The 25,594-nt window shown below is 64.2% G+C and carries 28 protein-coding genes; 17 read left to right on the top strand and 11 right to left on the bottom strand.

Features of this window, described 5'->3' with window-relative positions:
* Nucleotides 1-183 precede the first annotated feature (183 nt).
* Complete coding sequence (gene rph / locus EOC83_RS08340; RefSeq protein ID WP_013528632.1) at nt 184-900, bottom strand: ribonuclease PH; 717 nt, start codon at nt 898-900, stop codon at nt 184-186.
* Nucleotides 901-1,057: 157 nt separating this feature from the next.
* Here rph and hrcA point away from each other — a divergent pair, with 157 nt between their 5' ends.
* The 6 genes from hrcA to EOC83_RS08310 all read left to right on the top strand — a co-directional run bounded on the left by hrcA (nt 1,058) and on the right by EOC83_RS08310 (nt 6,649).
* The gene (gene hrcA / locus EOC83_RS08335) at nt 1,058-2,155 is read left to right on the top strand and encodes a heat-inducible transcriptional repressor HrcA (RefSeq protein ID WP_027161211.1); all 1,098 of its coding nucleotides are present in this window, start codon (nt 1,058-1,060) and stop codon (nt 2,153-2,155) included.
* A gap of 24 nt (nt 2,156-2,179) precedes the next feature.
* Nucleotides 2,180-2,377, top strand: coding sequence for a hypothetical protein (locus EOC83_RS08330; protein ID WP_023814156.1), 198 nt, complete (start codon nt 2,180-2,182; stop codon nt 2,375-2,377).
* A 98-nt stretch (nt 2,378-2,475) separates the two neighbouring features.
* On the top strand, nt 2,476-3,828 hold the full coding sequence (locus EOC83_RS08325) for a sorbosone dehydrogenase family protein (RefSeq protein ID WP_082826610.1): 1,353 nt from the start codon (nt 2,476-2,478) through the stop codon (nt 3,826-3,828).
* 273 nt (nt 3,829-4,101) lie between these two features.
* On the top strand, nt 4,102-4,719 hold the full coding sequence (locus EOC83_RS08320; protein ID WP_013528636.1) for a LysE family translocator: 618 nt from the start codon (nt 4,102-4,104) through the stop codon (nt 4,717-4,719).
* A 196-nt stretch (nt 4,720-4,915) separates the two neighbouring features.
* Complete coding sequence (cysK, locus tag EOC83_RS08315; protein WP_027161213.1) at nt 4,916-5,893, top strand: cysteine synthase A; 978 nt, start codon at nt 4,916-4,918, stop codon at nt 5,891-5,893.
* Between the two features lie 129 nt (nt 5,894-6,022).
* Nucleotides 6,023-6,649 (top strand): glutathione S-transferase family protein, encoded by a 627-nt coding sequence (locus EOC83_RS08310; protein ID WP_063170412.1) that lies wholly within the window; start codon nt 6,023-6,025, stop codon nt 6,647-6,649.
* Between the two features lie 3 nt (nt 6,650-6,652).
* Here the strand turns inward: EOC83_RS08310 and EOC83_RS08305 are convergent, their stop codons facing one another.
* A complete protein-coding gene (locus tag EOC83_RS08305) occupies nt 6,653-7,897 on the bottom strand; it encodes an RNA polymerase sigma factor (RefSeq protein WP_063169654.1) in 1,245 nt (414 codons plus the stop codon).
* Nucleotides 7,897-8,250 (bottom strand): YciI family protein, encoded by a 354-nt coding sequence (locus tag EOC83_RS08300; protein ID WP_013528640.1) that lies wholly within the window; start codon nt 8,248-8,250, stop codon nt 7,897-7,899. The genes EOC83_RS08305 and EOC83_RS08300 overlap by 1 nt, the downstream gene beginning before the upstream one ends.
* A 257-nt stretch (nt 8,251-8,507) precedes the next feature.
* Between EOC83_RS08300 and EOC83_RS08295 the strand changes: the two genes are divergently transcribed.
* Genes EOC83_RS08295 through EOC83_RS08285 form a run of 3 tightly spaced genes read left to right on the top strand, consistent with a single transcriptional unit; the run spans nt 8,508 to nt 11,982 of the window.
* Nucleotides 8,508-9,467 carry a TAXI family TRAP transporter solute-binding subunit gene (locus tag EOC83_RS08295; RefSeq protein WP_063169653.1) on the top strand — a complete coding sequence of 320 codons (960 nt, stop codon included), beginning with the start codon at nt 8,508-8,510 and terminating at the stop codon, nt 9,465-9,467.
* 14 nt (nt 9,468-9,481) lie between these two features.
* Complete coding sequence (locus tag EOC83_RS08290; protein ID WP_063169652.1) at nt 9,482-11,602, top strand: TRAP transporter permease; 2,121 nt, start codon at nt 9,482-9,484, stop codon at nt 11,600-11,602.
* Nucleotides 11,599-11,982, top strand: a complete 384-nt coding sequence (locus EOC83_RS08285) for a DUF1850 domain-containing protein (RefSeq protein WP_063169651.1) — start codon at nt 11,599-11,601, stop codon at nt 11,980-11,982. The genes EOC83_RS08290 and EOC83_RS08285 overlap by 4 nt, the downstream gene beginning before the upstream one ends.
* A gap of 15 nt (nt 11,983-11,997) precedes the next feature.
* Here the strand turns inward: EOC83_RS08285 and EOC83_RS08280 are convergent, their stop codons facing one another.
* Both EOC83_RS08280 and EOC83_RS08275 read right to left on the bottom strand, forming a co-directional pair.
* The gene (locus EOC83_RS08280) at nt 11,998-12,384 is read right to left on the bottom strand and encodes a DCC1-like thiol-disulfide oxidoreductase family protein (RefSeq protein WP_255337212.1); all 387 of its coding nucleotides are present in this window, start codon (nt 12,382-12,384) and stop codon (nt 11,998-12,000) included.
* Nucleotides 12,385-12,638: 254 nt separating this feature from the next.
* Nucleotides 12,639-12,779 carry a hypothetical protein gene (locus tag EOC83_RS08275; protein ID WP_013528645.1) on the bottom strand — a complete coding sequence of 47 codons (141 nt, stop codon included), beginning with the start codon at nt 12,777-12,779 and terminating at the stop codon, nt 12,639-12,641.
* Between the two features lie 377 nt (nt 12,780-13,156).
* Between EOC83_RS08275 and EOC83_RS08270 the strand changes: the two genes are divergently transcribed.
* Both EOC83_RS08270 and ligD read left to right on the top strand, forming a co-directional pair.
* Nucleotides 13,157-14,026 carry a Ku protein gene (locus EOC83_RS08270; RefSeq protein WP_063169649.1) on the top strand — a complete coding sequence of 290 codons (870 nt, stop codon included), beginning with the start codon at nt 13,157-13,159 and terminating at the stop codon, nt 14,024-14,026.
* Nucleotides 14,027-14,038: 12 nt separating this feature from the next.
* A complete protein-coding gene (gene ligD / locus EOC83_RS08265) occupies nt 14,039-16,552 on the top strand; it encodes a DNA ligase D (RefSeq protein ID WP_063169648.1) in 2,514 nt (837 codons plus the stop codon).
* 76 nt (nt 16,553-16,628) lie between these two features.
* Here the strand turns inward: ligD and EOC83_RS08260 are convergent, their stop codons facing one another.
* Nucleotides 16,629-17,303 (bottom strand): winged helix-turn-helix domain-containing protein, encoded by a 675-nt coding sequence (locus EOC83_RS08260; RefSeq protein ID WP_013528648.1) that lies wholly within the window; start codon nt 17,301-17,303, stop codon nt 16,629-16,631.
* Nucleotides 17,304-17,371: 68 nt separating this feature from the next.
* Between EOC83_RS08260 and EOC83_RS08255 the strand changes: the two genes are divergently transcribed.
* From EOC83_RS08255 to EOC83_RS08245, 3 genes are all read left to right on the top strand, one after another.
* The gene (locus tag EOC83_RS08255; protein ID WP_063169647.1) at nt 17,372-17,587 is read left to right on the top strand and encodes a DUF1127 domain-containing protein; all 216 of its coding nucleotides are present in this window, start codon (nt 17,372-17,374) and stop codon (nt 17,585-17,587) included.
* A 64-nt stretch (nt 17,588-17,651) separates the two neighbouring features.
* Entirely contained in the window at nt 17,652-17,984 is a 333-nt protein-coding gene (locus tag EOC83_RS08250; RefSeq protein WP_013528650.1) for an NIPSNAP family protein, read from the top strand.
* Nucleotides 17,981-18,325, top strand: coding sequence for an antibiotic biosynthesis monooxygenase (locus EOC83_RS08245; protein WP_013528651.1), 345 nt, complete (start codon nt 17,981-17,983; stop codon nt 18,323-18,325). The genes EOC83_RS08250 and EOC83_RS08245 overlap by 4 nt, the downstream gene beginning before the upstream one ends.
* A gap of 10 nt (nt 18,326-18,335) precedes the next feature.
* Here the strand turns inward: EOC83_RS08245 and mbfA are convergent, their stop codons facing one another.
* The gene (gene mbfA / locus EOC83_RS08240; RefSeq protein WP_013528652.1) at nt 18,336-19,319 is read right to left on the bottom strand and encodes an iron exporter MbfA; all 984 of its coding nucleotides are present in this window, start codon (nt 19,317-19,319) and stop codon (nt 18,336-18,338) included.
* 175 nt (nt 19,320-19,494) lie between these two features.
* Here mbfA and EOC83_RS08235 point away from each other — a divergent pair, with 175 nt between their 5' ends.
* The 3 genes from EOC83_RS08235 (at nt 19,495) to EOC83_RS08225 (ending at nt 21,788) form a co-directional block, all read left to right on the top strand.
* Entirely contained in the window at nt 19,495-19,818 is a 324-nt protein-coding gene (locus tag EOC83_RS08235) for a hypothetical protein (protein WP_024502197.1), read from the top strand.
* A 295-nt stretch (nt 19,819-20,113) separates the two neighbouring features.
* Nucleotides 20,114-21,097 (top strand): threonine/serine dehydratase, encoded by a 984-nt coding sequence (locus tag EOC83_RS08230; protein ID WP_027161221.1) that lies wholly within the window; start codon nt 20,114-20,116, stop codon nt 21,095-21,097.
* Nucleotides 21,098-21,188: 91 nt separating this feature from the next.
* The gene (locus tag EOC83_RS08225) at nt 21,189-21,788 is read left to right on the top strand and encodes a DNA-3-methyladenine glycosylase (protein ID WP_063169646.1); all 600 of its coding nucleotides are present in this window, start codon (nt 21,189-21,191) and stop codon (nt 21,786-21,788) included.
* 105 nt (nt 21,789-21,893) lie between these two features.
* Here the strand turns inward: EOC83_RS08225 and EOC83_RS08220 are convergent, their stop codons facing one another.
* The 4 genes from EOC83_RS08220 to EOC83_RS08205 are packed head-to-tail and all read right to left on the bottom strand — an operon-like array spanning nt 21,894 to nt 25,592.
* Nucleotides 21,894-23,030, bottom strand: coding sequence for an ABC transporter permease (locus EOC83_RS08220; RefSeq protein ID WP_013528655.1), 1,137 nt, complete (start codon nt 23,028-23,030; stop codon nt 21,894-21,896).
* Entirely contained in the window at nt 23,027-23,947 is a 921-nt protein-coding gene (locus EOC83_RS08215; protein ID WP_063169645.1) for an ABC transporter ATP-binding protein, read from the bottom strand. Before EOC83_RS08215 ends, EOC83_RS08220 begins: the two co-directional genes overlap by 4 nt.
* Nucleotides 23,944-24,897, bottom strand: coding sequence for an HlyD family efflux transporter periplasmic adaptor subunit (locus EOC83_RS08210; protein ID WP_027161228.1), 954 nt, complete (start codon nt 24,895-24,897; stop codon nt 23,944-23,946). Before EOC83_RS08210 ends, EOC83_RS08215 begins: the two co-directional genes overlap by 4 nt.
* Entirely contained in the window at nt 24,894-25,592 is a 699-nt protein-coding gene (locus EOC83_RS08205; protein WP_063169644.1) for a CerR family C-terminal domain-containing protein, read from the bottom strand. Before EOC83_RS08205 ends, EOC83_RS08210 begins: the two co-directional genes overlap by 4 nt.
* Nucleotides 25,593-25,594 lie beyond the last annotated feature (2 nt).

The raw sequence follows: 25,594 nt of genomic DNA, 5'->3' as shown, positions 1-25,594 counted from the left end.
GAGGCGCCCCCCTCTGGCCTGCCGGCCATCTCCCCCTCAGGTGGGGAGATTGGCAGCTTCTGCATTGTCGCGCGCCCTACAACGCCGGAGATTGGCGAAGCCCTAGATGACATCCGATCTCCCCACTTGAGGGGGAGATGGCCGGCAGGCCAGAGGGGGGCGCTCAGGCTCGACATCTAAAAACTAAGCCACTGCCATCTGCTGCAAACTCACCAGGCGCTGGATGCCTTTCTTGGCCAGGCCCATCAGGTCCGCGAACTGCTCCTCGGAGAAAGGCTCGCCCTCGGCGGTGCCCTGGATCTCGACGATGCCACCCTTGCCTGTCATGACGAAATTGGCGTCGGTGCCGGCCGCGGAATCCTCGATATAGTCGAGGTCGATGACCGGCTGGCCGTCATGGATGCCGCAGGAGATCGCCGCGACATGGTCCTTCAGCACCTTGGCGACGCTGGCCATCTGGCGCGCTTCCATCCAGCGCAGGCAGTCATACAGCGCCACCCAGCCGCCGGTGATCGATGCGGTGCGGGTGCCGCCATCGGCCTGGATGACGTCGCAGTCGACGGTGATCTGCTGTTCGCCCAGCGCCTGCAAATCGACCACGGCGCGCAAGGAGCGGCCGATCAGCCGCTGGATTTCCAGCGTGCGGCCGCCCTGCTTGCCGGCCGAAGCCTCACGGCGCATGCGCTCGCCGGTCGAGCGCGGCAGCATGCCGTATTCCGCCGTCACCCAGCCCTTGCCGGAGTTGCGCATCCAACCCGGCACTTTTTCCTCGAGGCTGGCCGTGCACAGGACATGCGTGTCGCCGAACTTCACCAGGCATGAGCCTTCGGCATGCTTGGAGACGCCACGCTCGAAGGAGATGGCACGCATTTCGTCGAATTGGCGTTTGGAAGGGCGCATTCAGGGCTGCTTTCTTGTCATTTTTCGGAATCTTGGCCGGCTTGTAACCGCATGGGACGCGTGGCGCAAAGGAAAATGGGCTGACGATCGGACACAGACACCGGGTTGCGCGGGTGCAGTGTAAGTCTATATCCTTGGGCCGGAGGTTTTTGGCCGTATGACCAAGGCAGTCGATCCGAGTTCGCAGTCGCCCGCGCTTCAGTCGCCAGTATTCCAGGCGCTCGACATGCGTTCCCGCGACATCTTCCGGCGCATCGTCGATTCCTATCTCAGGGACGGTGAACCGGTGGGATCGCGCAGCCTGTCGCGTATCCTGCCGTCCTCACTGTCGCCGGCGACCATCCGCAACGTGATGAGCGACCTCGAGCATCTCGGCCTGATCTACGCGCCGCACATTTCGGCCGGCCGGCTGCCGACGCAGGCCGGCCTGCGTTTCTTCGTCGATGCCTTCATGGAGCTTGGCGACCTTTCCGACGAGGAGCGCCGCGCCATCGAGGCACAGGTGCGGGCGTCCGGCTCCGGTGCGACGCTGGAGCACATGCTGACCGAGGCCAGCCAGATGCTGTCGGGCATGTCGCGCGGCGCCGGCCTGGTGCTGGCCGCCAAAAACGAGGTGGCGCTGAAGCACATCGAATTCATCCAGCTTGAGCCGACGAAGGCGCTGGCGGTGCTGGTGTCGCAGAATGGCGACGTCGAAAACCGCGTCGTCGACCTGCCCGCCGGGATCACCGTCTCGCAACTGCACGAGGCCTCGAATTTCCTCAACGCCCATATACGCGGCCGCACGCTGGCCGAGGCGCGGATCGAGATCGCTCGCATCAAGGAAGAAACCAGGGCCGCGCTCGACACGCTGTCGCAGGACCTGGTGGAGAAGGGGCTGGCGGTGTGGGCCGGCGCCGACAGCGGCCTGCCGGCACGGCTCATCGTGCGCGGGCGTGCCAATCTGCTTGAAAACGTCACCGCCCAGGCCGACATCGAGCTGCTGCGCCATCTGTTCGAGGACATGGAGACGCAGGACGGGCTTATCCAGCTGCTTGACCTCGCCGAGCAGGGCTCGGGTGTGCGCATCTTCATCGGCTCGGAAAACAAGCTGTTTTCGCTGTCGGGCTCGTCGCTGGTCGTCGCCCCCTATCGCGACAAGGATGCCCGCGTCGTCGGCGCGCTCGGCGTCATCGGCCCGACCCGGCTGAATTACGCGCGCATCGTCCCAATGGTCGACTATACGGCGCAGCTGATTTCACGCATGCTGCGCTGAGCTGATCCAACCGAGGAGACGACGATGGCGCTCGAAGAATTCAAGGCCCGGATCAGCCTGCTGCTCGAGGAGATGGTCAACCAGCCGGAAGACCAGCACGAGATCCAGGAGCAGCTGCGCGAAAAACTGCAGGAAATGCGCGCCATGGGCCTGCCGCTGCCGGCTGACCTCGTCGAGTTGGAAAAACGCCTCGACGACGATTTCTACGCCGCCGGGACCTGAACCGGAAAACCGCAAGCTTCCTTCACCTCATCGTGTGCCGTGGAACGATCGACGAAACCGGTCGTTCCTGTTTTCACGCCCGAACACTGGAGGACCGAATGATGCGTTTTGCCGGCCCGGCACTTTCCGCCGCACTGTTTGTCTCGACCGCTTCATTCGCCCAGCAGGCGGACGAACCGGTACTGAAAGGCGCGGCTGCCTTCGGCGACTGGCGAGCGGACAAGCCGGGCACCCGCCGGCTGATCAGACCGGATGATCTGCCCAAGCCCAATGCCACCCGGTCGACCTCGAACAGCGCCGGCATCGCGGACATGCCGGCAGACGCGAAGCTGCAACTGCCGCCGGGGTTCTCGGCCGAGCTGGTTGCATCGGGCATCGACAATCCACGCGTCGTGCGCGTCGCGCCGAATGGCGACCTGTTCGTCGCCGACAGCAAAGCCAACCAGGTCCGCATCTATCGCCTCGCCGAAGGCAGTGCGAAGCCGGCGCAGGACGGCATCTTTGCCGGCAATCTCAACCGACCCTATGGCATTGCCTTCTATCCGCCGGGCCCTGACCCGCAATGGGTCTATGTCGCCAACAGCGACAGCATCGTGCGCTTTGCCTACCGCAATGGCGAACTGAAGGCCTCCGGCGACCCGGAAACCATCGTCGGCAACATCCCCGCCAGTCATCACTGGACCCGCGATATCGCCTTCTCGCCGGACGGCAAGACGCTTTACCTTTCGGTCGGCTCGGGATCGAATGTCGCCGAGGACATGGGCCGGGAGCCGAAAGGCGGACTCGATGCCTGGGCGAAATCGCAGCCGCTGGGTGCAGCCTGGGGTTCTGAAGACGGCCGCGCCGACGTGCTGACCTTCGATCCCGATGGCAAGAACGGCCGCATCTTTGCCGCCGGCCTGCGCAACTGCTCGGGTATGACCGTGCAGCCGGCGACCGGCGCGCTGTGGTGCGTCGTCAACGAACGCGATGCGCTTGGCGACAATGTGCCACCCGAATACGCGACCGTGGTCAAGGAGGGTGCCTTCTATGGCTGGCCCTGGTACTATATCGGCAACAATGAGGATCCGCGCCACAAGGGTGAGCGCCCCGATCTTGCCGGCAAAACGACCGTTCCCGATGTGCTGATGCAGGCGCATTCGGCGCCGCTCACCATCGCCTTCTACGAGGGGAAGAGCTTTCCAGCTGAATACAAGGGCGATGCGTTCGTCGCTCTGCATGGTTCATGGAACCGCGGCAACAGGACCGGCTACAAGGTGGTGCGGTTGCTGTTCAAGGACGGCAAGCCGACCGGCGCGTATGAGGATTTCATCACCGGCTTCGTCGTTTCCAACGGTGAGGTCTGGGGCCGGCCGGTCGGCGTGGCGATTGCGAGCGACGGTGCGCTGATCGTCAGCGAGGACGGCAACGGCACCATCTGGCGTGTCACCCATGGCGACGGTCCGTCCTGATCTGCTCAGGTAACGCAGGCCCCCTCACCCGGATTGCCAACCGAATTGCGAAGAGCAATTCGGGAACAATCCGACCTCTCCCCGAGGGGAGAGGAGTCAGCAGACGCTGGCGCCCGTCTCTTCTCCCCTCGGGGAGAAGGTGGCCGCGAAGCGGCCGGATGAGGGGGCTTCGTAAGGCGAGCCCTCGATATCTGGTGCAATGGAATCCGGCCCCAGGGAATTCAATCTTGGCCTGTCCCATGCAATAAAACGCTCTGATCCGAGACCAGTGCCATGACCCTTACCGGATTCCTCGCCTATAGTGCGGCCCTCGGCATCGCCGCCGCGATTCCTGGTCCCGGCATCACCGCGCTGGTCGCCCGTGCGCTCGGCTCAGGCTTCCGCTCGTCGCTGGCGATGTCGTTTGGCCTGATGGTTGGCGACATCACCTATCTGACCGCCGTGGTGCTTGGCCTCGCCTTCGTCGCACAATCCTTCGGCATGGTTTTCCTGGCCATCAAATGGCTCGGCGTCGCCTATCTCGCCTTTCTCGGCTGGCGCTTCTGGAACAGCGGCATCACGCCCGAGACCGTCGAGGCCGGAAAAGGCAAGGGCGGCTTGCTGTCGAGCTTTGCCGCCGGCCTGACCGTTACCCTCGGCAATCCGAAGACGATGATCTTCTATCTCGCGATCACGCCGACCATCGTCGACCTGAAAACCATCACGCTGGCGGATTACGGCATCCTCGTCGCGCTGACCGTTGTCGTCCTGTTGGTGGTGCTGGTGCCGTATCTGGCGCTGGCGGCCAAGGCGCGCTGGTTTCTGAAATCGCCCCGCGCGCTCAAGGCGCTGAACCGCACGGCGGCCGGCTTCATGGTCGGTGCTGCTGCAGCGATTGCCGCTCGGCAATAGAGAGCTTTCCGCCAAAGCATTTCGCAAACGGGCCTTTGCGAGAAATGCTTTTCCGGGACGGCACGGTTTTAGACACAGGGCCCACTCGGATATTTTCAGCCGACAGTCTATCTTGCGCGACCGAAGGCCCTATCTTGCCGGCTGCAATTCCACTGCCTGAAATCCTTACTCGCCTGAAATTCTGGGAGCGAAACCAATGAACAAGCCCGTCACAGCCCGTGTGCCCGGTCGCGGCCGCGTCTACAATTCCATCACCGATACGATCGGCGACACGCCCCTGGTGCGGCTCGACAAGTTCGCCAGGGAAAAGGGCATCGTCGCCAATCTCATCGCCAAGCTCGAATTCTTCAATCCGATCGCCTCGGTCAAGGACCGCATTGGCGTGGCGATGATCGAGGCGCTTGAGGCATCAGGCAAGATTTCTCCCGGCAAGACAACGCTGATCGAACCGACGTCGGGCAACACCGGCATCGCGCTTGCCTTCGCCGCCGCGGCCAAGGGCTACAAGCTGATCCTGACGATGCCCGAAACAATGTCGGTCGAGCGCCGGAAAATGCTGGCGCTGCTCGGCGCCGAGTTGGTGCTGACCGAGGGTCCGAAAGGTATGAAGGGCGCCATCGCCAAGGCCGACGAACTGGCAGCGACGATCCCCAATGCGATCATCCCGCAGCAGTTCGAGAACCCGGCCAATCCGGAAATCCACCGCACGACGACGGCCGAGGAAATCTGGAACGATACGCATGGCGAGGTCGATATCTTCGTCGCCGGCATCGGCACCGGCGGCACCATCACCGGCGTCGGCCAGGTGCTGAAGAAGCGCAAGCCCTCCGTGCATGTCGTCGCCGTCGAGCCCGACTCCTCGCCGGTTCTGTCGGGCGGCCAGCCCGGCCCGCACAAGATCCAGGGCATCGGCGCCGGTTTTGCGCCCAAGATCCTCGACACGACGATCTATGACGAGATCGTCAAGGTGTCGAACGAGGATTCGGTGGCCAATGCCCGCCTCGTCGCCCGCCTCGAAGGCGTGCCGGTCGGCATCTCTTCGGGCGCCGCCCTGCAGGCGGCCATCGTCGTCGGCTCGCGGCCGGAGAACAAGGGCAAAAATCTTGTGGTGGTCATCCCGTCCTTCGCCGAGCGCTATCTGTCGACAATCCTGTTCGAGGGGCTGGGATCGTAGTCCGACGCTCCTTCGCGTCCAAGCTGGCCCGCTGAAAAAACGCGCGTGGCCGCCATCGGCGGCTTGAGCGCGGCACCGCTTCCGGTTCATATCGCCCCGGCCTGCTTTGCGCGGCCGGGGGAGAATTTTATGTACAAGCTTTATACCCGTCCTGGCAGCGGCGGCTTCGTCGTCGAGGCAGCGCTGGCGTTGGCGAATGCACAGTTCGAGCAGATCGACGTGCCGAAGACCGACCGGCCCGACCCCGCCTTCCTCGACATCAGTCCGTTGAACCAGGTGCCGGTGCTGACCTTGCCGGACGGAAGCTCGATGACGGAATCGGCGGCGATCTGCATCCTGCTTGCCGAGCGTCATCCCGATGCCAATTTGGCGCCGGCAGCAGACGCGCCTGCCCGCGCCGATTTCCTGCGCTGGATGGCCTTCATGTCGTCGGTGCTCTATCCGGCGGTGCTGCGTTTCTACTACGCATACCGCTACACTGCCGATCCCGAAGGCACCAAGGCGGTCAAGCAGGCAGCCGTGGCCGAGATGGACCGTGGCTTTGCCGTTCTGGATGCCGCGCTTGAAGGCCGTGACTGGCTGGTCGGCGACCGGGTGTCGCTGGCCGACATCTATCTGGTCATGCTGGTGGCCTGGCATCCCGACATCGACAGCGCGCGGACGGCATGGCCGAACATTGAACGCCTGTGGGCGCGGCTGCGCGACCATCCGCTGATGAAGACGCTCAACACCTCGCACGAGATGTGGCCGGGCTGAAGCTCAATTTCTGAGCACTGCCCGCTTTTCCTGCAGGAAGCGGCGCACCGCCGGGTCGCGCTCGAGGCCGATCGCCCGGTCATAGGCTTCGCAGGCTTGCAGTACCTGACCAAGCCTGGCCAGGAGACCGGCGCGTGCGGCCCAATAGGGCTGATAGTCATCAAGCCGTTTGTCGTCGCCCAGCACGTAGAGGGCCGCCAATCCCGCCACTGCGCCCTCGGCCTCGGCGATCGCCACCGCGCGGTTTATCGCCACCACCGGCGATCCTGCGATCGAAAGCAACGCGTCGTAGAACTCGCGGATCGCCGCCCAGTCGGTGCGGCCGGTCAGCCGTCGTGCCGCATGCGCGGACTGCACGGCCGCCTCAAGCTGGTAGCGGCCGATGATGCCCTTGGCCGCGGCGTGGGAAAGCAGCGCCTCCGCCTCATCGATCAGGGCGCGGTCCCATAGAAGGCAATCCTGTTCCGCCAGCGGCACGAAGTCGCCGGCGGCGCTGCGCCGTGCGGCGCGGCGCGACTCAGCAAACAGCATCAGCGACAGGAGGCCCAGCGCCTCCGGCTCCTCCGGCAACAGCGAAGCCACCAGCCGGCCGAGCCAAATGCCTTCGGTCGCCAGATTGCGCCCTCGCGTCTCGGTGCCCGCCGGGTCGGACCAGCCTTCGGCGAAGGCGGCGTAGATCGCTTCCAGCACCGCATCCAGCCGTTCGCCGAGTTCGGCCTGCTCCGGCACGCGGAACGGAATACCGGTTTCACGGATGCGGGACTTGGCTCGCACCAGGCGCTGGCCCATCGTTGCCGGCGAGACCAGGAAGGCGGAAGCGATCGTCGCGGCGTCGAACCCCAGCACCGTCTGCAGGATGAGCGGCGAACGCACGCTCGATTCGATCGCCGGATGGGCGCAGGCGAACATCAGCCGCAGCCGCTCGTCGGGCAGGTCTTCGTCGGTCATGCGCGCCTCCGCTTCCTCGGCAATCAGCTTGAGATGCTCGCGGCCGGCCTCGCTGGTCAGCCGGCGCCGCACCGCATCGACGCGGCGCCGCCTTGCCACCGCCAGCAGCCAGGCTTCCGGTTTCTTGGGTACGCCGGTTCTTGGCCAGCGTTCGAGGGCGGCGGCAAAGGCATCGGCCAGCGCGTCCTCGGCTGCGGCCACGTCGCGCGTGCGGGCCGCGAGCCAGGCGACAAGCTTGCCGTAGCTTTGCCGGGCGGCGGTTTCCGCTGCCGCCCGCGCGATCTCCAGGCCACTTTCCATCACATGGTCTGTTCCCAGATCGGCCGCAGCTCGACCGTGCCGGCGCTGGCCGCGGGGCAGCGCGCCGCCCAGGCGATAGCGGCATCGGCATCCTCGGCCTCGATCATGTAGAAGCCCGCAAGCTGCTCCTTGGTGTCGGCATAGGGGCCATCGAGCACGTTGGTCTTGCCATTGACCATCCGCACCGAAGTGGCGGCCTGGGTCGGCTTCAGCCGGTCGCCGGCCAGCCAGGCGCCGGACTTCTTCAACGCATCGGTATACGCGCCATAGGCAGCGCTGATCTCGTAGGTCTTATCGGTCGGCGCGGCCGCCATCGCGGCTTCATTGACGTAGATCAAAAGCATGTATCGCATGGTCTTCTCCCGTTGTTTCGAAGGCTGCTTCGTTTGCGAGCCGGACGTATGTCGCGCGGCCCTGGCCGATTTCGACAGGCATTGGAAAAATCTTTCGGCTCCGAAGACATTTCACGCAAGCGGCCATCTGTGCATCCCGCACTCAACCATTCGTCTAACGCATGGGATTGCGGGTTGGCATTTCCATCTCGCTGTCTAAACTCGCTTCTGTTCGCGTCAGGGAGGTGATGCGGCTGCTATTTCAGGGAGGAAATCAGATGTTCCATTTCAGGACGAAACTTGTTGCGGCCGGCGCCGTGGCGCTGTCGCTTGGCCTAGGCGCTGTTTCCGCCAAGGCGCAGGAATTCATCAACGTGCTCACCGGCGGCACATCTGGCGTCTATTATCCGCTCGGCGTGGCACTGTCGGAAATCTACGGCAAGGGCATCGAAGGTGCCCGCACCCAGGTGCAGGCAACAAAGGCTTCGGTCGAAAACCTCAATCTGTTGCAGCAGGGCAAGGGCGAGATCGCGTTTGCGCTGGGCGATTCCGTCAAGCTGGCCGCCGAAGGCAATGCCGAGGCCGGTTTCCCCGGCAAGCTCGATAAGTTGCGCGGCATCGCAGCCATCTATCCCAACTACATCCAGATCGTCGCCAGCCGGGAGTCCGGCATCAAGACGCTGGCCGACCTCAAGGGAAAAAGCCTGTCGGTCGGCGCGCCGGCCTCCGGCACCGAGCTCAATGCCCGCGCCATCTTCGCCGCCGCCGGGTTGAAGTATGAGGATCTCGGCCGGGTCGAGTATCTGCCCTTCGCCGAATCGGTCGAGCTGATCAAGAACCGGCAGCTCGACGCCACGCTGCAATCGGCCGGGCTCGGCGTCGCCTCGATCCGCGACCTCGCCACCTCCGTGCCGATCAATGTCGTGGCGGTGCCGGCCGAGGACGTCGCCAAGATCGGCGCGCCCTATCTGTCGGTGGTCATTCCCAAGGGCACTTATGAAGGCCAGAGCGAGGATGTCGCCACCGCCGCCGTCGGCAATTTCCTCATCACCCGCGCCGATGTCTCCGACGAGACCGCCTACCGGATGACCAAGCTGATGTTCGACCATCTCGACCAACTGGCCGCGGCGCATGCCGCCGCCAAGGCGATCGACCCGGCCAAGGCGCTCGACGGCATGCCGGTGCCGCTGCACCCCGGTGCCGAGCGATACTACAAGGAGAAGGGCTTGTTGAAGTAGGGCGGATCCGTCGGATGACCGAAGCAACGTCTGGAACATCAACCGACGGCAAATCCGCCACCTTCCATCTGCCTGCCGTCGAAGAACAGGTCGAAGGGCTGCCGCCGGGCTTCGGCGACGGCCTTGCGGGCAAGGCCGCCTTTCTCATCGCCGTCGCCTTTTCCGTGTTCCAGATCTATGTCGCCGCCTATGGCAGCATTCCGAGCCAGGTGGTGAGGGCCATGCATGTCGGCTTCCTGCTGCTGCTCGGCTTTGGCCTGATCGCCAATCTGCGCGCCAAGAGCATGCCGGCGAAAGCCGCGTTCTGGACGCTCGGGGCGCTCGGCTTCGGCACCGGCCTCTACAATTGGGTGTTCTACACTGATCTGATCCGCCGCTCCGGCTTCCTGACCACGCCGGACCTCATCGTCGGCGCGGTGCTGGTGGTGCTGGTCTTCGAGGCAGCGCGGCGGCTGATGGGCCTGCCGCTGGCGGTCATCGCTTTCATCTTTCTCGCCTACTGCTTTTTCGGCAACCATTTGCCGCCGCCGCTCATCCATCGCGGCTATGATTTCGCCCAGATCGTCGACACCTTCGCCTACGGCACCGAAGGCATCTACGGCACACCGATCTATGTCTCGGCTGCCTACATCTTCATCTTCGTCGTCTTTGCCGCCTTTCTCGAACGCGCTGGCATGATCGCGCTGTTCAACGATTTCGCGCTTGGCCTGGTCGGCTCGTGGCGCGGCGGCCCGGCGCAGGTCTGCGTGCTGTCCTCGGCGCTGATGGGCACCATTTCCGGCTCGGGTGTCGCCAATGTGGTGGCCAGCGGCCAGTTCACCATCCCGCTGATGAAGCGCTTCGGCTTCCGCTCGGCTTTTGCCGGCGCCGTCGAGGCGACCTCCTCGATGGGCGGCCAGATCATGCCGCCGGTGATGGGCGCGGTCGCCTTCATCATGGCCGAGACGCTGAACGTGCCTTATGCCGAAGTGGTCAAGGCGGCGATCATCCCGGCGCTGCTCTATTTCGGCGCCTGCTTCTGGCAGGTGCATCTGGAAGCCGGCAAGGCGGGCCTGCACGGCATGGCCAAGGCCGAGCTGCCCAATCCGTGGGACGCGGTGCGGCAACACTGGCCGCTGGTGCTGCCGCTGGCCGCGCTCATCTACCTGCTGTTTGCCGGCTATACGCCGATCTTCGCCGGCACGATGGGCCTGGCGCTGACCATCGTGCTCATCCTCGGCACGCCGTTGGCGGCAGCGATCGGGCCGCTGGCCTTCCGCATCGTCTTCTGGATCGCGCTCGGGCTTGCCGCCGCTTCGTTCATGAAGTTCGGCGTCAACCTCCTCGGCCTGGTGATCGCCGCACTGGTCGTCGCCTGCTTCACGTTCAAGGGCGGCCGCGAGACGTTGCAAATCTGTGTCGACTCGCTCGCCGAAGGCGCCAAGAACGCGCTGCCGGTCGGCATTGCCTGCGCCATTGTCGGCATCGTCATCGGCACGCTGACGCTGACCGGCATCGCCTCGACCTTCATCGGCTGGATCATCTCGATCGGCGAGGACAATCTGTTCCTGTCGCTGGTGCTGACCATGGTCACCTGCCTGGTGCTGGGCATGGGCATTCCGACCATTCCCAACTACATCATCACCTCGTCGCTGGCCGGGCCGGCGCTGCTCGAGCTTGGCGTGCCGCTGCTGGTCAGCCACATGTTCGTGTTCTATTTCGGCATCATGGCCGATTTGACGCCCCCGGTGGCGCTGGCGGCGTTCGCCGCCGCACCGATGGCCAGGGAAAGCGGCCTGAAAATCGGCATCCAGGCGACCAAGCTGGCCATTGCCGGCTTCGTCGTGCCGTTCATGGCGGTCTACACGCCGGCGCTGATGCTGCAGGACGCAGGTCCGATCGCCGCCCAGTTCGGCTATCCCGTCGAGGTCGGCTACATCGTCGCCAAGGCGTGCATGGGCATCGTGCTGTGGGGTGCCGCCGCCGTCGGTTTTCTGGTCACCCGCATGGCGTGGTGGGAGCGGCTCGTCGCCTTCGCGGCCGGCGTGCTGCTGGTCGCCGCGGTGCCGCTCACCGACGAGGCCGGCTGGGTGCTGGCGCTGGCCTGGATCGGCTGGCACTGTTTTCGCGCGCGGCAGGCTTCAGTCAGAACATGAGCCTGTGCATCCTGGCCGCGGGCAAGACGGTAACGCTCTCCGTCGCCGCCTTCACGCTGTCCTGGACGCATTCGGTGGAACGGACGCGCTGGCAAGAAGACTGGAAGGTCACGTCCTCCGGCCTGCAGGTGGTCGAAGCCCGGATCGAGGGCTCGGGCGCCGGCATGGAGCCGCCGGAAGGCGCGGTGCTGAAGGAGGGTTGGTGGAGCTATGCGCCTGATGTCGGCCCGCAGCGGCGCGTCGTGCTCGCCGCTTCAGGTGCAACCAGCGACGGCTGGACACTGTGCACGGTTCAGGGCTGCCGGGAATTGGGGAGGACGGCAGGCGGACCGATCGTGCTCGAGCCGTGCCGGCCGGATGGCACGAGCCAGCCGCGGTAGCGCATAGCCACACCCTCAGCCAAGGAACCGCTTGCGCAGCTCCGGAGAAGGAATGTCGCAAGCATCCTTCCTGCCGAACAGGGCGTAGCGGTTCCTGGCGATGCGATCATAGAGCCAACCACGCAGCGGGCGCGGCAACAGCAACAGTGCCTTGGCCGCCCGCCAAGGCCAGCCGAGTTCCGCCATGACGGCGACAAAACTGTCCAGCCGCGTGAAGGCGACGCCGTCGATCAGGACGAGATTGGTTTCGTAAGAGTCGGTGCGCAGTCCATGCTTCCGGAACAGCGCTTCACCGAAGGGCGACTGCGCGGTGGCGAAGCGGAAACGGCCTTGGCGGTCGAGCCTGACCACCATGCGCACGAAACCGGAGCAGAGCACGCAGACGCCATCGAAAACGATCAATGGATGGCGTGAGTCGAGAACTGTTTCGAAGGGACGAGTTGACTGGGGTCGAACTGGTTGAAGATGGTCCGTCACGCTGGCCTCGGCTGCTCGTGTCCTATGACACTAAGCCGGCCAGCGATGGTATCAAAGCCGTGGCGATGTCGCACGGCGCCTGTCGGCGAGAGCGGGACGCTCGGCGCGATAGGTGGTGGCGCGGATAGAGGCGGCCGGCCTGCAGATCCGGCTGTTGTGGCGATTTTCGAAAGCCATGATCAGTGCGCGCCCAGCGAGTTGCCGCGACGGGCGCAGGCCGGGCCGGGGCCGCGCATGTAATAGCGTTCGGGCCGGTAGGTCGGCGCAACGAATTCGCGGATGGCGGCGGCATAGCCGATGAGGTGCGCGAGGAAGTTCATTACCTTGTCCCTGTCCCGATTTTCGGATGTCCCTTCCGAATTGCGGTCATCATAGCGTCGAGGCGTGAATAGTCGGTGAACGTGATGTTAATATCTGGTCGAAAATGCCTTGCTTCGTGGCTGGAATGCGGCTGATTCGGGGTCTTTCCGTGCAGTTGGTTGGCATTCCGGCCAATGTGACTTTTGCATCACATATGTTTCGTTTGAATGTCGCCTGCGCGCGGTTCTGTTTCAACTTTTGCCGAGCCCGCGAAATTTCCGTGCTGGCGGCCAGAACCACTCAGGCGGCCCCTTGGCATCCAGATCGGCGCGGGAGCGCGGAACTGGAGCGCGATCTGTCCGTTCTCACCTTCATCTGGTTCTGAAGGGAAGATATCATGGCGCCGCGTCCGGCCTGGAGAGGCTATCTGAAGCTTTCGCTGGTCACCTGTGCCGTCGAACTGACCAATGTCGTCACCCATACGGAGCGGGTCTCGTTTCGCATTCTCAACCGCAAGACCGGCAACACGGTGAAGCGCCTCTATGTCGATGCCGAAACCGGCAAGCCGTTGGAGGAGGATGACGAGATCAAGGGTTATGAACTCGACGATGGCAATTTCATCCATATCGAGGAAGACGAGATCGAGGCGGTGCAGATCGAATCCTCGCACACGATGGCGCTCGACGGTTTCGTCGACAAAGCTTCGATCCAGCAGATCTATCTCGACACGCCCTACTATGTGGCGCCCGCCGACAAGGTGTCGGAAGAGGCGTTCGCCGTCATTCGCGATGCGATGGCGGGCAAGAAGATGGCCGGGCTGGCGCGTATCGTGCTCTACCGACGCGAACGGCCGGTGGTGATCGAACCGCTCGGCAAGGGCATGGTGCTGACGACGCTGCGCTACGACAACACGGTACGGCAACCGGACACCGTCTTCGGCGACATCGAGCCCGTGAAGACCGATCAGGAGATGACCGATCTGGCCGAGTTGATCATCGACAAGAAGAAGACGAAGTTCGATCCCTCGAAATTCGACGACAAATACGAGGACGCGCTGCTGGAGCTGATCCGCGCCAAGAAGGCCGGCCACAAGGCGCCGAAGGCCAAGGCGGCGCCCAAACCTTCCAATGTCGTCAATCTGTTCGACGCGCTGAAGAAGAGCCTGTCGGACTCCGGGTCATCGAAAACATCTTCGTCGGCGAAGGCCAGGCCAGCGGCCAAACGCGCCAAGTCGAAAGCCAGCGCGCCCAAACGCAAATCGGCGTGAGGAACCCAACGGATGGCCAGCCTCGAACAATATCACTCCAAGCGCGATTTCAAGAAAACCGCCGAACCGGCCGGCAAGGTCGCCCGGACCAAGCAGGGCGAGGCCGGCGGCATCTTCGTCATCCACAAGCATGCCGCGACGCGGTTGCATTACGACTTGCGGCTCGAGCATGACGGCGTGCTGTGGAGTTGGGCGGTGACGCGCGGCCCGAGCCTCGACCCGCATGAGAAGCGACTGGCTGTCCATGTCGAGGATCACCCGATCGACTATGCGCCGTTCGAAGGCACCATTCCCAAGGGCGAATATGGCGGCGGTTCGGTTATCGTTTGGGACGAGGGCACCTGGATTCCCGAGATCGACCCGGCCAAGGCGATGAAAAAGGGCCATATCAGCTTCGAGCTCAGGGGACACAAGCTGCATGGGGCATGGCATCTGGTGCGGCTGAAGCCGCGAGCGGGTGAAAAGCGCGACAACTGGCTGCTGATCAAGTCGGACGATGCCGCAGCGCGTCCCGGCGAGGACATCCTCAAGGAAGCGCCTGAATCGGTGAAGTCCGGCCTGACGATCGAGGAGGTCGGCGAGGGCAAGACCGCGAAGGGCGAGAAGCCGAAAGTCTGGCATTCCAACAAGCCGGCCGCCGTCAAGACAAAAGCCGGCAAACGCCTCGACTTTATCGAGCCGCAGCTGGCCACGCTCGAGCGCGATGCGCCGCCGGGCAAGGACTGGCTGCACGAAGTGAAGTTCGACGGCTATCGCATGCAGGCGCAGATCGCCGGCACCGATGTGCGGCTGCTGACCCGCACCGGCCTCGACTGGACGAAGAAATTCGGCGGCGAGATCGTCGCGGAGCTGGCCGGGCTGAAGTGCAGCGACGCCATCATCGATGGCGAGGTGGTGGTGCTGGCCGACAGCGGCGTCTCGTCTTTCGCGCTGCTGCAGCAGGACCTGTCGGCGAAGCGGACCAATCGCTTCATCTATTACGTGTTCGACCTGATGCGGCTCGATGGGCAGGATCTTCGGCGCGAGCCGCTGGTCGAGCGTAAGCAGGCCTTGCAGGAACTGCTCGGCGAACAGTCCGACAATGCGGCGGTCCGCTTCAGCGACCATTTCGCCGAACCCGGCAAGATCATGCTGGAGCATGCCTGCCGGATGGGCCTGGAAGGCGTCGTCTCCAAGCGTGCCGATGCACCCTACCGCAGCGGCCGCGGCCCGACCTGGGTCAAATCGAAATGCACGGCGCGGCAGGAATTCGTCATCGGCGGCTACCTGCCGTCGGACAAGACCGGGCGCGGACTGCGCTCGATCCTGGTCGGCTTCCACGAGGGCGGCAAGCTGCATTATGCCGGCCGCGTCGGCACTGGTTTTTCGGGCAAGGGCGCCAATGAGCTGAAGGCAAAACTCGATGCGTTGACGGCAAAATCATCGCCCTTCGCCACCGCCGTGCCGAAGGGCAAGGGCCTGGTCTGGGTCAAGCCTGAACTTGTCGGCGAAGTGGAGTTTCGCAGCTGGACCTCGGACCGTATAATACGCCACGCCTCGTTCCAGGGGTTGCGCGAGGACAAGCCGGCGGAGGAAGTCGTGCAGGAAAAGCCCAAAGCGGCGACAGGCAAGCCATCGACAGGCAAGAGCACGGCCAAGCCGGCATCAGGCGGCAAAGCCGCCGGGTCGATCACGACCACGGTCAAACTCTCGCATCCCGACAAGCTGCTGTGGCCGGACGAAAACATATCCAAGCAGGGCCTGCTCGACCATTACGCACAGGTTTGGCCGCGCATGGAACAGTTCGTGGTCAACCGGCCGCTCAGCCTGGTGCGGGCGCCGGACGGCGTCGGCGGCCAGCGTTTCTTCCAGAAGCATGCCTCGGCTGGCATGAGCGACAAGATCGCGCGCATGAAGGACCCGACCGACGGCGAGGAAATCCTGTTCATCCGGGATTTCGATGGTGTTGCCGCACTGGTCCAGTATGGCGTGGTCGAGATCCACATCTGGGGGTGCACGATCGATGAGATCGAGAAGCCCGACCAGATCATCTTCGATCTCGATCCCGATGAAGGTGTCGACGTGAAGGCGGTGCGCGAGGCGGCACTCGATATCCGGGGCAAGCTCGACGAGCTGTCGCTGCCGAATTTCGTCAAGACCTCGGGCGGCAAGGGCTATCACGTGCTGGTGCCGCTGAAACCGGCGGCGGATTGGGATGCGGTGAAGGGCTTCGCCCATGACTTTGCCCGCGCGTTGGAGCAGGGTGCCCCCGATCGCTACACGGCGACGCTGTCGAAAAAAGCGCGCACGGGAAAGATCTTCGTCGACTATCTGCGCAACGGCAGGGGCTCGACGACGGTCGCGCCCTATTCCTCGCGCGCCAAGAAAGGCGCCACCGTGTCGATGCCGGTGACCTGGCCAGAGATCGAGGCCGGCTTGCCGCCGAACGCTTTCCCGATCGGCGACAAGACGACGCTGAAGCAGCTGGCGAAAGCCGATCCGTGGAGGGAATTTTTCAAGCAGGGGAAGGCGTTGAAGCGGGGGTAGTTCGCGCAATTTGCCAGCGCAGCGATCCTTCGCGCCCCCTCTGGCCTGCCAGCGTGACGAAATCAGCGTCGGCTCCTCAGCTCAGAAACACCTTCTCGAAAGCCTGCTTGCCCGGCAGCGAGAAAATCACCGCGCGGCTGTCCTTCTCGCGGCGCGCCCATTTCTCGGCAAGGATCTTGTCGAGGATGGCGGCGCCCAGCGTGCCGGCGAGGTGCGAACGGCGCACGCTCCAGTCGAGGCAGGCGCGGCATACCGGCCGGCGCGGCTTGGTGTAGACGTCGATGCCGATCGCGGCGAAATGCGAAGCCGCCGATGGCCCGAGCCTGATCTCTTGTTCGTCGCGGACCAGTACGTTCTTGGCGACGAGCCGGTCGAGCATCGCCACTGCCTGCTCGCCGGCGAGGTGATCGTAGCAGACGCGCGCCACGCGCATCGCTGCATCGCGCGGACCCGGCCGCACACGCTTTGGACCGACGGCTTCCGCGACGCCTGTGATGGCTTCGATCATGCCCGCCACCTGCGGTCCGGCGAGGCCGTAATAGCGATGCCGGCCCTGGCTCGCCACCGTGAGCAGCCCACCTTCCATCAGTTTGCCCAGGTGCGAGCTGGCGGTCGGCAGCGAGACGCCGGCCTCGAGCGCCAGCTCGCTTGCCGTCAGCGCCGTGCCGCCCATCAGGGCATTTAGCATGTTTGCCCGTGCCGGGTCGCCGACCAGGCTGGCGATGCGGGCGATGTCGGGTCCTTCGCGCATAGTTCGTTCCTCATCGAAGCGTTCTTGTCAGATAATCACTATTCTCCGGTGAGATCAAGGAGACGACGATGGCCGCACGAACCGCTTTCCCCTCAGCCCCGCTCCACAGCCGTCGGTTCTTCCCGTTCGTCAGCTGGTTGCGTTCGCGGCTGCTGGCCCGCTGGTATGACCGCCATCTGCAGCGTCTCGACCTTGCCGAGATCGACGACCATCAGCTGCGCGACCTTGGCCTGACGCGGCAAGACGTGCGCCGCGAATGCGCGAAGTCCTTCTGGCAGCCCTAGCAGACCAGTCGGCACGACGTTTCGATGTCGTTCAAACTATTGACGCAGCCCCGAGGAGACCACAATGACCATCACCTGCTTCATCCGCTACGAGATCGACCCGTTCGGCAAGGCGGCCTTCGAGGAGTATGCGCGCAACTGGGGTCAGGCCATTCCGCGCTGCGGCGCCGATCTGATCGGCTATTACGCGCCGCATGAGGGCTCGGCGACGACCGCCTATGCGGCCTATAACATCGAAAGCCTGGCCGCCTACGAAGCCTATCGCGCCCGGCTTGCCGCCGATCCCGCCGGCAAGGCAAACTACGAGTTCGCCAAACGCGAGAGATTCATCCTGAAGGAGGATCGCATGTTCCTGAAACTGGCCTCAGGCCCGCACGCGAAACTGGTGCTGCCGTGATTGCCGTCATCTTCGAGGTCGAACCGGCGGAGGGCCGGCGCGATGCCTATCTGAGCATCGCCGCGGACCTGCGTCCGCTGCTCGACGGCATTGACGGCTTTCTCTCCATCGAGCGTTTTCAGAGCCTGGCCGATCCGAACCGCATCCTGTCGCTGTCGTTCTGGCGAGATGAGGAAGCCGTGAAGGACTGGCGCAACACCGAGGAACACCGGCAGGCGCAGAAGGCCGGTCGCGGCGGCATCTTTGCCGGCTACCGATTGCGCATCGCCCATGTCGTGAGGGACTATGGGCTGACGGAAAGGGACGAGGCGCCGGCCGACAGTCGGGCGGTGAATGGGTGAGTGAGGCTACTCACGCATTCCCGATCAGCACGCCGGCCGCGAACACCAGGGCGCCGCCCAGCACCACCTGGAAGGCGGCGCGCAGGAAGGGCGTCTGCATGTAGCGGTTCTGGACAAAAGCGATCGCCCACAATTCGAAGAACACCACCACCGCGGCAACCCCGGTCGCCGTCCAGAAATGCGGAATGAGATAGGGGAGTGCATGCCCGAGACCGCCTAGCGTCGTCATGATGCCGACGGTCAGACCGCGCTTGAGCGGCGAGCCGCGGCCCGACAGCTTGCCGTCGTCTGAAGCGACTTCGGTGAAGCCCATCGAAATGCCGGCGCCGATCGAGGCGGCAAGCCCGACCAGCAGCGTCTGCCAGGTGTCATGCGTGGCAAAGGCGGCAGCAAAGATCGGCGCCAGTGTGGACACCGATCCGTCCATCAGCCCGGCCAGCCCTGGTTGCACATAGGTGAGGATGAACTGGCGCTGCTCGGCGGCGGTCTCTTCATCCTTCACTTCGCCCGGCACATGTTTCTGCTCCAGCCGCTGCGCCAGTGTCTCATGGCCCAGTTCGGCCACCGCCAGATCGTCGAGCAGTTTTCGCGTCGAGGCATCCGCCGTGCGCTTGGCAGCCTCGACATAGAAAAGGTAGGCTTGCCGCTCCATCGCCTCGGCCTGGCTGCGCACGTGCTCGATGCCGAGCGGCCGGACCAGCCAGTCGGGCTTGCGCTCGTAATAGCCCTTCACATGTTCGCGCCGGATCAGCGGAATGCGCTCGCCGAAACGCTTGCGGAAAAGCTCGATCAGCGAATCGCGATGGCCATCCTCTTCCTCGGCCATCTCCTCGAACACTTTTGCCGATTGCGGGAAGTTTTCCGTCAGGCCGTCGGCATAGGCCCGATAGATGCGACCGTCATCCTCCTCGGACGAAATGGCCAGCGCCAGGATCTCCTGTTCGGAAAGCGATTCGAAGGGGCGGCGGCCGAAGCCGAAAACACGGGAAAGCATGAGGAATTCACCCTAGTTTAGAATAGTTCTAAACTAGGGCTCAAGGTGCCTCCGGTCAATTGCGCGCTTGGGTCGCGGTCAAGAATTGTTGAAGCTCGCATGCCGGGCCGACCCCTTCATTATCAGTGAATGTTCACCTATATAATTCAACCCAGCCAGAACAAGGAACCCGCAGATGACGGCAAAACAGCCTCCGCATCCCTATGACCCAAAGCCCGTTCTCGATCTCATCGCCAGCATCGAGGCCGATCTGCAGCGCCTGAAAGGCCTGGTCGAGCAGCAGGTCGAGAAATTCGACCCCGCCAATCCGCACAACAAGGCGCCGGACGGCAAACTGACCGAGGAAGGCGTCGAGTGCTGCTACCGCATGTTCGACGAGGGCAAGTCGCGCTATTCGGTCGCCCAGCAGATGAAGATATCCTTTGCCGCCGCCAGCCACCGCTTCAACAACTGGCGCAAGCTGGGCGGGAGCAAGAGGCAGAGGACGCTGTTGGGGTGAAACTCGTGAGACGGCGGCGGGACGGCGCCCCCCTCTGTCCTACCGGACATCTCCCCCACGTGGGGGAGATTGTCAGCTTCATTAGGTGTGCCCCTTCTTCAACGTTGGAAATTGGCGAAAGCGGATACCCAGCCGATCTCCCCACCCGTGGGGAGATGTCCGCAGGCCAGAGGGGGGCGTGCAGCCGAGGCGTTGGCGACCGTCTCGCTAAACCTTGTAACGGTCACATTTTTCCCATGGTGCGCCGCCTCCCTTTGCGGGCATCATGGAAAGACCCCTGTCCACTGGACCTCACATGACCGCCACCACCCCTCCCGGCATCGCCGACATCCACGCCGCCGCCGCGCGTCTCGCCGGCCTGATCGTCGAAACCCCGTTGATCGAATCGCAGGAGCTGAACAAGCGCTTCGGCGGCCGCATCCTGTTCAAGCCGGAGACGCTGCAGCGTACCGGCTCGTTCAAGTTCCGTGGTGCCTACAACAAGCTGTCGTCGCTGAGCGACGAAGAACGCAGCCAGGGCGTCGTCGCCTTCTCGTCGGGCAATCATGCGCAGGGTGTCGCCGCTTCGGCCGCGATGTTCGGCGTCAAGGCGGTCATCGCCATGCCTTCAGACGCGCCGGCGATGAAGATCGCTAACGTCCGCAAGATGGGGGCGGAGGTGGTGCCGTTCGACCGCTTTCGCGACGACCGCATGAGCGTGGTTCGCCCTTACGTGGAAAGAGGCATGGTGCTGGTGCCACCCTTCGACGACCCGGCCATCATTGCGGGCCAAGGCACGATCGGCCTCGAATTGATGCGCCAGGCAAAAGCGCTTGGCGTCGACCTCGACGCGGTCGTCATTCCCTGCGGCGGCGGCGGCCTGACCAGCGGCATTTCGGTTGCCGTCAAGGACGCCTCGCCCAACACTGCGGTCTGGGCGGTGGAGCCCGAGCATTTCGACGACACCCGCCGGTCGCTGGCCGCCGGCGCCAGGGTGTCGAACGAACCCGGCCACGCGTCGATCTGCGACGCGATCCTGACCGCGGAGCCCGGCCTGATCACCTTCGAGATCAACCGCAGGAACCTGGCAGGCGGCATCGCCGTTTCCGACAAGGCGACGGCACAGGCGATGCGCGACGCCATGGCCTATCTCAAGCTGGTGGTCGAGCCCGGCGGCTGCGTGGCGTTGGCGGCGCTGTCGTCGGGCGAGATCGAACTGTCCGGCAAATGCGTTGCCGTGGTGCTGTCCGGCGGCAATGTCGATTTCGGCACTTATGCCGGGATCATGGCCGCGGCTTGAGACGGGATGTCCAAAGGATCCGACATGGATCTGAGGCAGGTTTCGCCTTGGATCACTCCTCGCCCGCCTCCAAATCGTCGCCGGGCTGAACATGGTCATCTACCGCCCGCTCACGCGTTCTGAGCTGCCCGACGATACGGCATCCCTTGCCCGCACTCTCATCGGCAAGATCGTGGTGCGCGAACTGCCCGAAGGCATCGCCAGCGGCCGCATCGTCGAGACCGAGGCCTATGTGACCGGCGATGCCGCCGGGCACGGCTACCGGGGCCAGACGCCGCGCAACCGTTCGTTGTTTCTCGAGGCTGGGCACGCTTATGTCTATCTCGCCTACGGCATCTCCTACATGCTCAACGTCTCGAGCGAGATGCCAGGGGTCGGAACCGGCGTGCTCATCAGGGCGCTCGAGCCGCTCGAAGGCATTGCGCTCATGCGGCTCAATCGCGGCATCGAGCGCTTGCGCGACCTTGCGCGAGGACCGGGAAGGCTAGCCCAGGCACTGCGGATCGATCGTTCGCTCGACGGGCTCGATCTTTGCCGCAAAGGCCCGCTATGGCTGGCAACCGACGAGCATCAAGGCGGCGACATCGCCCAAGGCATCCGGATCGGCATTACAAAGGATGCCGATCGCCCGCTGCGGTTTTACGTCAAGGGGAGCGCCTTCGTCAGCGGCCCGAAATCGCTCAACGGTTAGTGGCAGTTATAAACCATGGAGATTGGCGAAAGCATTTCTCCCTTCGTCATCCACGGGCGGAGCAAGGAGCGAAGGCTGGTAGCAAGACTGGAGGTCGTGCGGCGTCTAATCCAGTGTCCGCCTGAATCGCACCAATGCTACGCCGGCAAACAAAGCCACGAACACCACCAGCCAGCCGATCTCCGTTGCCACGGCCGGCAGTTCGGCCCCCTTCAGCATCACCGCGCGGGTGATGCGTAGGAAATGCGTCAGCGGGAATATCTCGCCGAAGATTTGTGCCCAGTCCGGCATGCCGCGATACGGGAACATGAAGCCGGACAGCATGATCGACGGCAGGAAGAAGAAGAAGGTGAGTTGGAGCGCCTGCATCTGCGTGCGGGCGATGGTCGAAATCGTGTAGCCGAGCAGCACTAGCGCCAGCACGAAGATCAGCACGGCGGTCAGGAGCAGCGACATCGATCCGGTGAAGGGGATGGCGAACAGAAGTTTCGCCGCCGCCAGCACCACCACCACCTGCACGCCGCCGACCGCCAGATAGGGCAGCACCTTGCCCATCATGATCTCGAGCGGGCTGGACGGCATCGCCAGCAGGTTCTCCATCGTTCCGCGCTCGGTCTCGCGTGTCAGCGCGATCGAGGTCATCATCACCATGGTCATCTGCAGGATGACGCCCAGCAGGCCGGGCACGATGTTGTATTGCGAGATGCCTTCGGGATTGTAGCGCCGGTGTACGACGACATCGAGCTGACCCTTGGCGGCCTCGGCGGCGGCTTCCTGCGTGCCTTGCGCCCTCAGCAGCGCCTGGCTGGCGACTGTGCCGAGCGTCGAGATGGCGCCGCTGGCCACCGCCGGGTCGGTGGCGTCGGCCTCGATGAGTATCTGCGGGCTGTTGCCGCTCTCCACCCTCCTGGCGAAATCGGCCGGGATGGTGACGACGAAGGCAACGTCGCCGCGCGATATCAGGAACTCGGCCTCGGCGGCACTTTGCGCGACATGGTCGAAACGATAGTAACCGGTGGTCTGCAGCGCCGCGACAATGGCGCGCGTATAGGGATCGTTGCTCGTCGCCACGAGTGCTGCCGGCAGGCTTTTCGGGTCGTTGTTGATGGCGTAGCCGAAAAGCACCAATTGTATCAGCGGCACGCCGAGCATCATGGCGAAGGTGATGCGGTCGCGCCGCATCTGGATGAATTCCTTGATCAGCAAGGCGCCAAGCCGGGCGAAGGAAAAGACGCTGTTCATTCCATGTTGTCCTTCGAGCCGGACATGAACTGGATGAAGACGTCCTCGAGGCTGGTTTCGCCGGGCGAAACTTTCACGCCCTTGTGCTCTCTCTCGACATCGGCAAGCACGGCTTCGAGCTTCTTCTTGTCGGAGCCGACGACATGCAGCGTCGCGCCGAACGGCGCCACCTGATCGACGCCGGGGCGGCCCTGAAGCGCTTCGGCGACCTGATCGAGGCGCGGACCCTGCAGGACGAAGGTGGTCAGCCCGGCATTTTTCACCACTTCGGCGACAGTGCCGGTGGCCAGCATCTTGCCATAGGAGATGTAGCTGATGCGGTGGCAGCGCTCGGCTTCGTCCATATAGTGGGTGGAGACCAGCACGGTCAGCCCGCCGCTGGCGAGGCGATGGATCTCGTCCCAGAACTCGCGCCTCGCCTTCGGGTCGACACCGGCCGTAGGCTCGTCGAGCAGCAGCAATTTCGGCTTGTGCATGATGCAGGCGGCCAGCGCCAGCCGCTGCTTCCAGCCGCCCGACAAGGTGCCGGCCAGCTGGTTGCGGCGCGACGTCAGGCCGAGGTCCTCCAACGTGCTCGCGACATGCCCCTCGACCGGCTTCAGCCGGTAGAGCCGCGCCACGAATTCGAGATTCTCGCCGATCGTCAGATCCTCGTAGAACGAGAATTTCTGCGTCATGTAGCCGACTTCGCGCTTGATGCGCAGGCTGTCGGTGCGGATGTTGAAACCGAGCACCGTGCCTTCGCCCTCGTCCGGCGTCAGCAGGCCGCACATGATGCGGATGGTGGTCGTCTTGCCCGAACCGTTGGGGCCGAGAAAGCCGACGATCTCGCCCTCGGCAACCGACATCGTCACATGGTCGACGACGGTCTTGTCGCCAAAGCGCTTGACCAGGCCGTGTACGTCGATGGCGTTCATCTTGCGCTGTCCGCCAGATCGACATCGACGATCTGGCCGGGCTGCAGCGGGCCGGCATCGCCCTCCGGCCGCGCCTCGACGAGGTAGACCAGCTTCTGCCGGTTCTCGAGCGAATAGATCACCGGCGGGGTGAACTCGGGATCCGGCGAGACGTAGCTGACGCGCGCCTTAACATCCGGGCCGCAGCCGTCGCAATGGACGCCGAGCAAGGTGCCGACCTTGACCGAGGAGAAGGCGCTCTCCGGGATATAGACGCTGAGCTTGACCGCGCCGTCGGGCAGGATCGAAATCACAGGCGCGGTCGGACCTGATGTATCGCCCGGATTGCGGATGACGTCGTTGACGCGGCCGGGCGAAGGGGCGGCCAGCACCCGTTTCGACAGCCGCCACTGCGCCTGCTCCAACGCGGCCTGCGCCTGCTTGACCTGATTGTCGGCGGCCTTGATCGTCTCGGGGCGCGCCGGCAGGCCGCCGACGGCGAGATTGGATTTGGCCTGGCCGACCTGCGCATTGGCCGTTTCGAGCGTGGCCGACGCGGTGTCGAAATCCGCTTGCGTGCCGGCGCCGCGCTTGAACAGATCGGCGGCGCGGTCGTATTTGCGCTTGGCGTCGGCGGCCTGGGCGCTGGCCATATCGACCTCGGCCTTCAGCACGGCGATCTCTTCCGGCCGCTTGCCGATCTGCAGGTCGGCCAATTGCGCCTGCGCCTGGGCAAGGCCGGCCTGCGCCTGCGCGACAGCGATTTTTGCGTCGGCACTTTCCAGCGTCACCACGGTCGTGCCAGGCACCACACGGTCGCCGCGCTTCACCGTGACGGTCTCTACCTGCGCCACCTCGATCGGCGCCAGCAGCACGTAGTCGCCTTCGACATAGCCGACGGCCAGCGGTGCTGCCGGGGCACAGGCCGAGAAGAGCTGCGCGGCGAGCGGCAGCGAACACAGAAAGCTCATGGTCTTTGCCCCTTTGTCTTTGCCCCTTTTCTGGCGGCCAGTATGGCCTTGAGATTGCCCGATGTGACCGCCACCACCTTGGCGGCCTCCGCGGCGCCGATATCGGGCCAGCCCATGCGGCGCATCACCGCCTCACGGCCGATGCGGAAATAGATGACCTGGCCGATCAGCGTGAACACGGTGAGCCTTGTGGCCTCGCTTTCGGCGGGCTCGCCAGTTGCCTGTTCCCACAGCTGGCACAGCCGGCGATGGCTCGGCTCGAAGACACCGTCATAGATACGATCGAGGGCTGCCGTTGGATGGGAAAGTTCGCGCAGGATGAACTGCACGATCTCACCGGCCTGCGGACTGGCCACGACAAAGCCGACCATTCGCTCCAGCGCCGCGAAGAGCTGCGCCTGCGCTGCCTCCGGACCGACCGGCGCGGGCGCCTGCGCATTGCCGAGCGCCGGGCCGGCGACCGTCTGGATGGTCTCGACGATAAAGTCGGCGGCGGCCGTGCGAAGACCCTCCTTGCCGCCGAAATGATAGGCGATCGAGCCGATATTGGCTCGCGCCTCGGCGGCGATCTCGCGCGTCGAGGTGCCGTCGAAGCCCTGCCGTCCGAACAGCTTCAGTGCCGCCTGGACAAGCGCCGCGCGCGTCATCTCGGCGGGCTCGCGACGAAGAACTTTGGGCTCAGGTAGTTTGATCATAA

It is taken from the genome of Mesorhizobium sp. Primo-A (assembly GCF_003997175.1).
Taxonomy (GTDB): domain Bacteria; phylum Pseudomonadota; class Alphaproteobacteria; order Rhizobiales; family Rhizobiaceae; genus Mesorhizobium; species Mesorhizobium ciceri.
The sequence above is the reverse complement of the archived record's forward strand: the minus strand, read 5'-3'. Positions and strand labels throughout refer to the sequence as shown.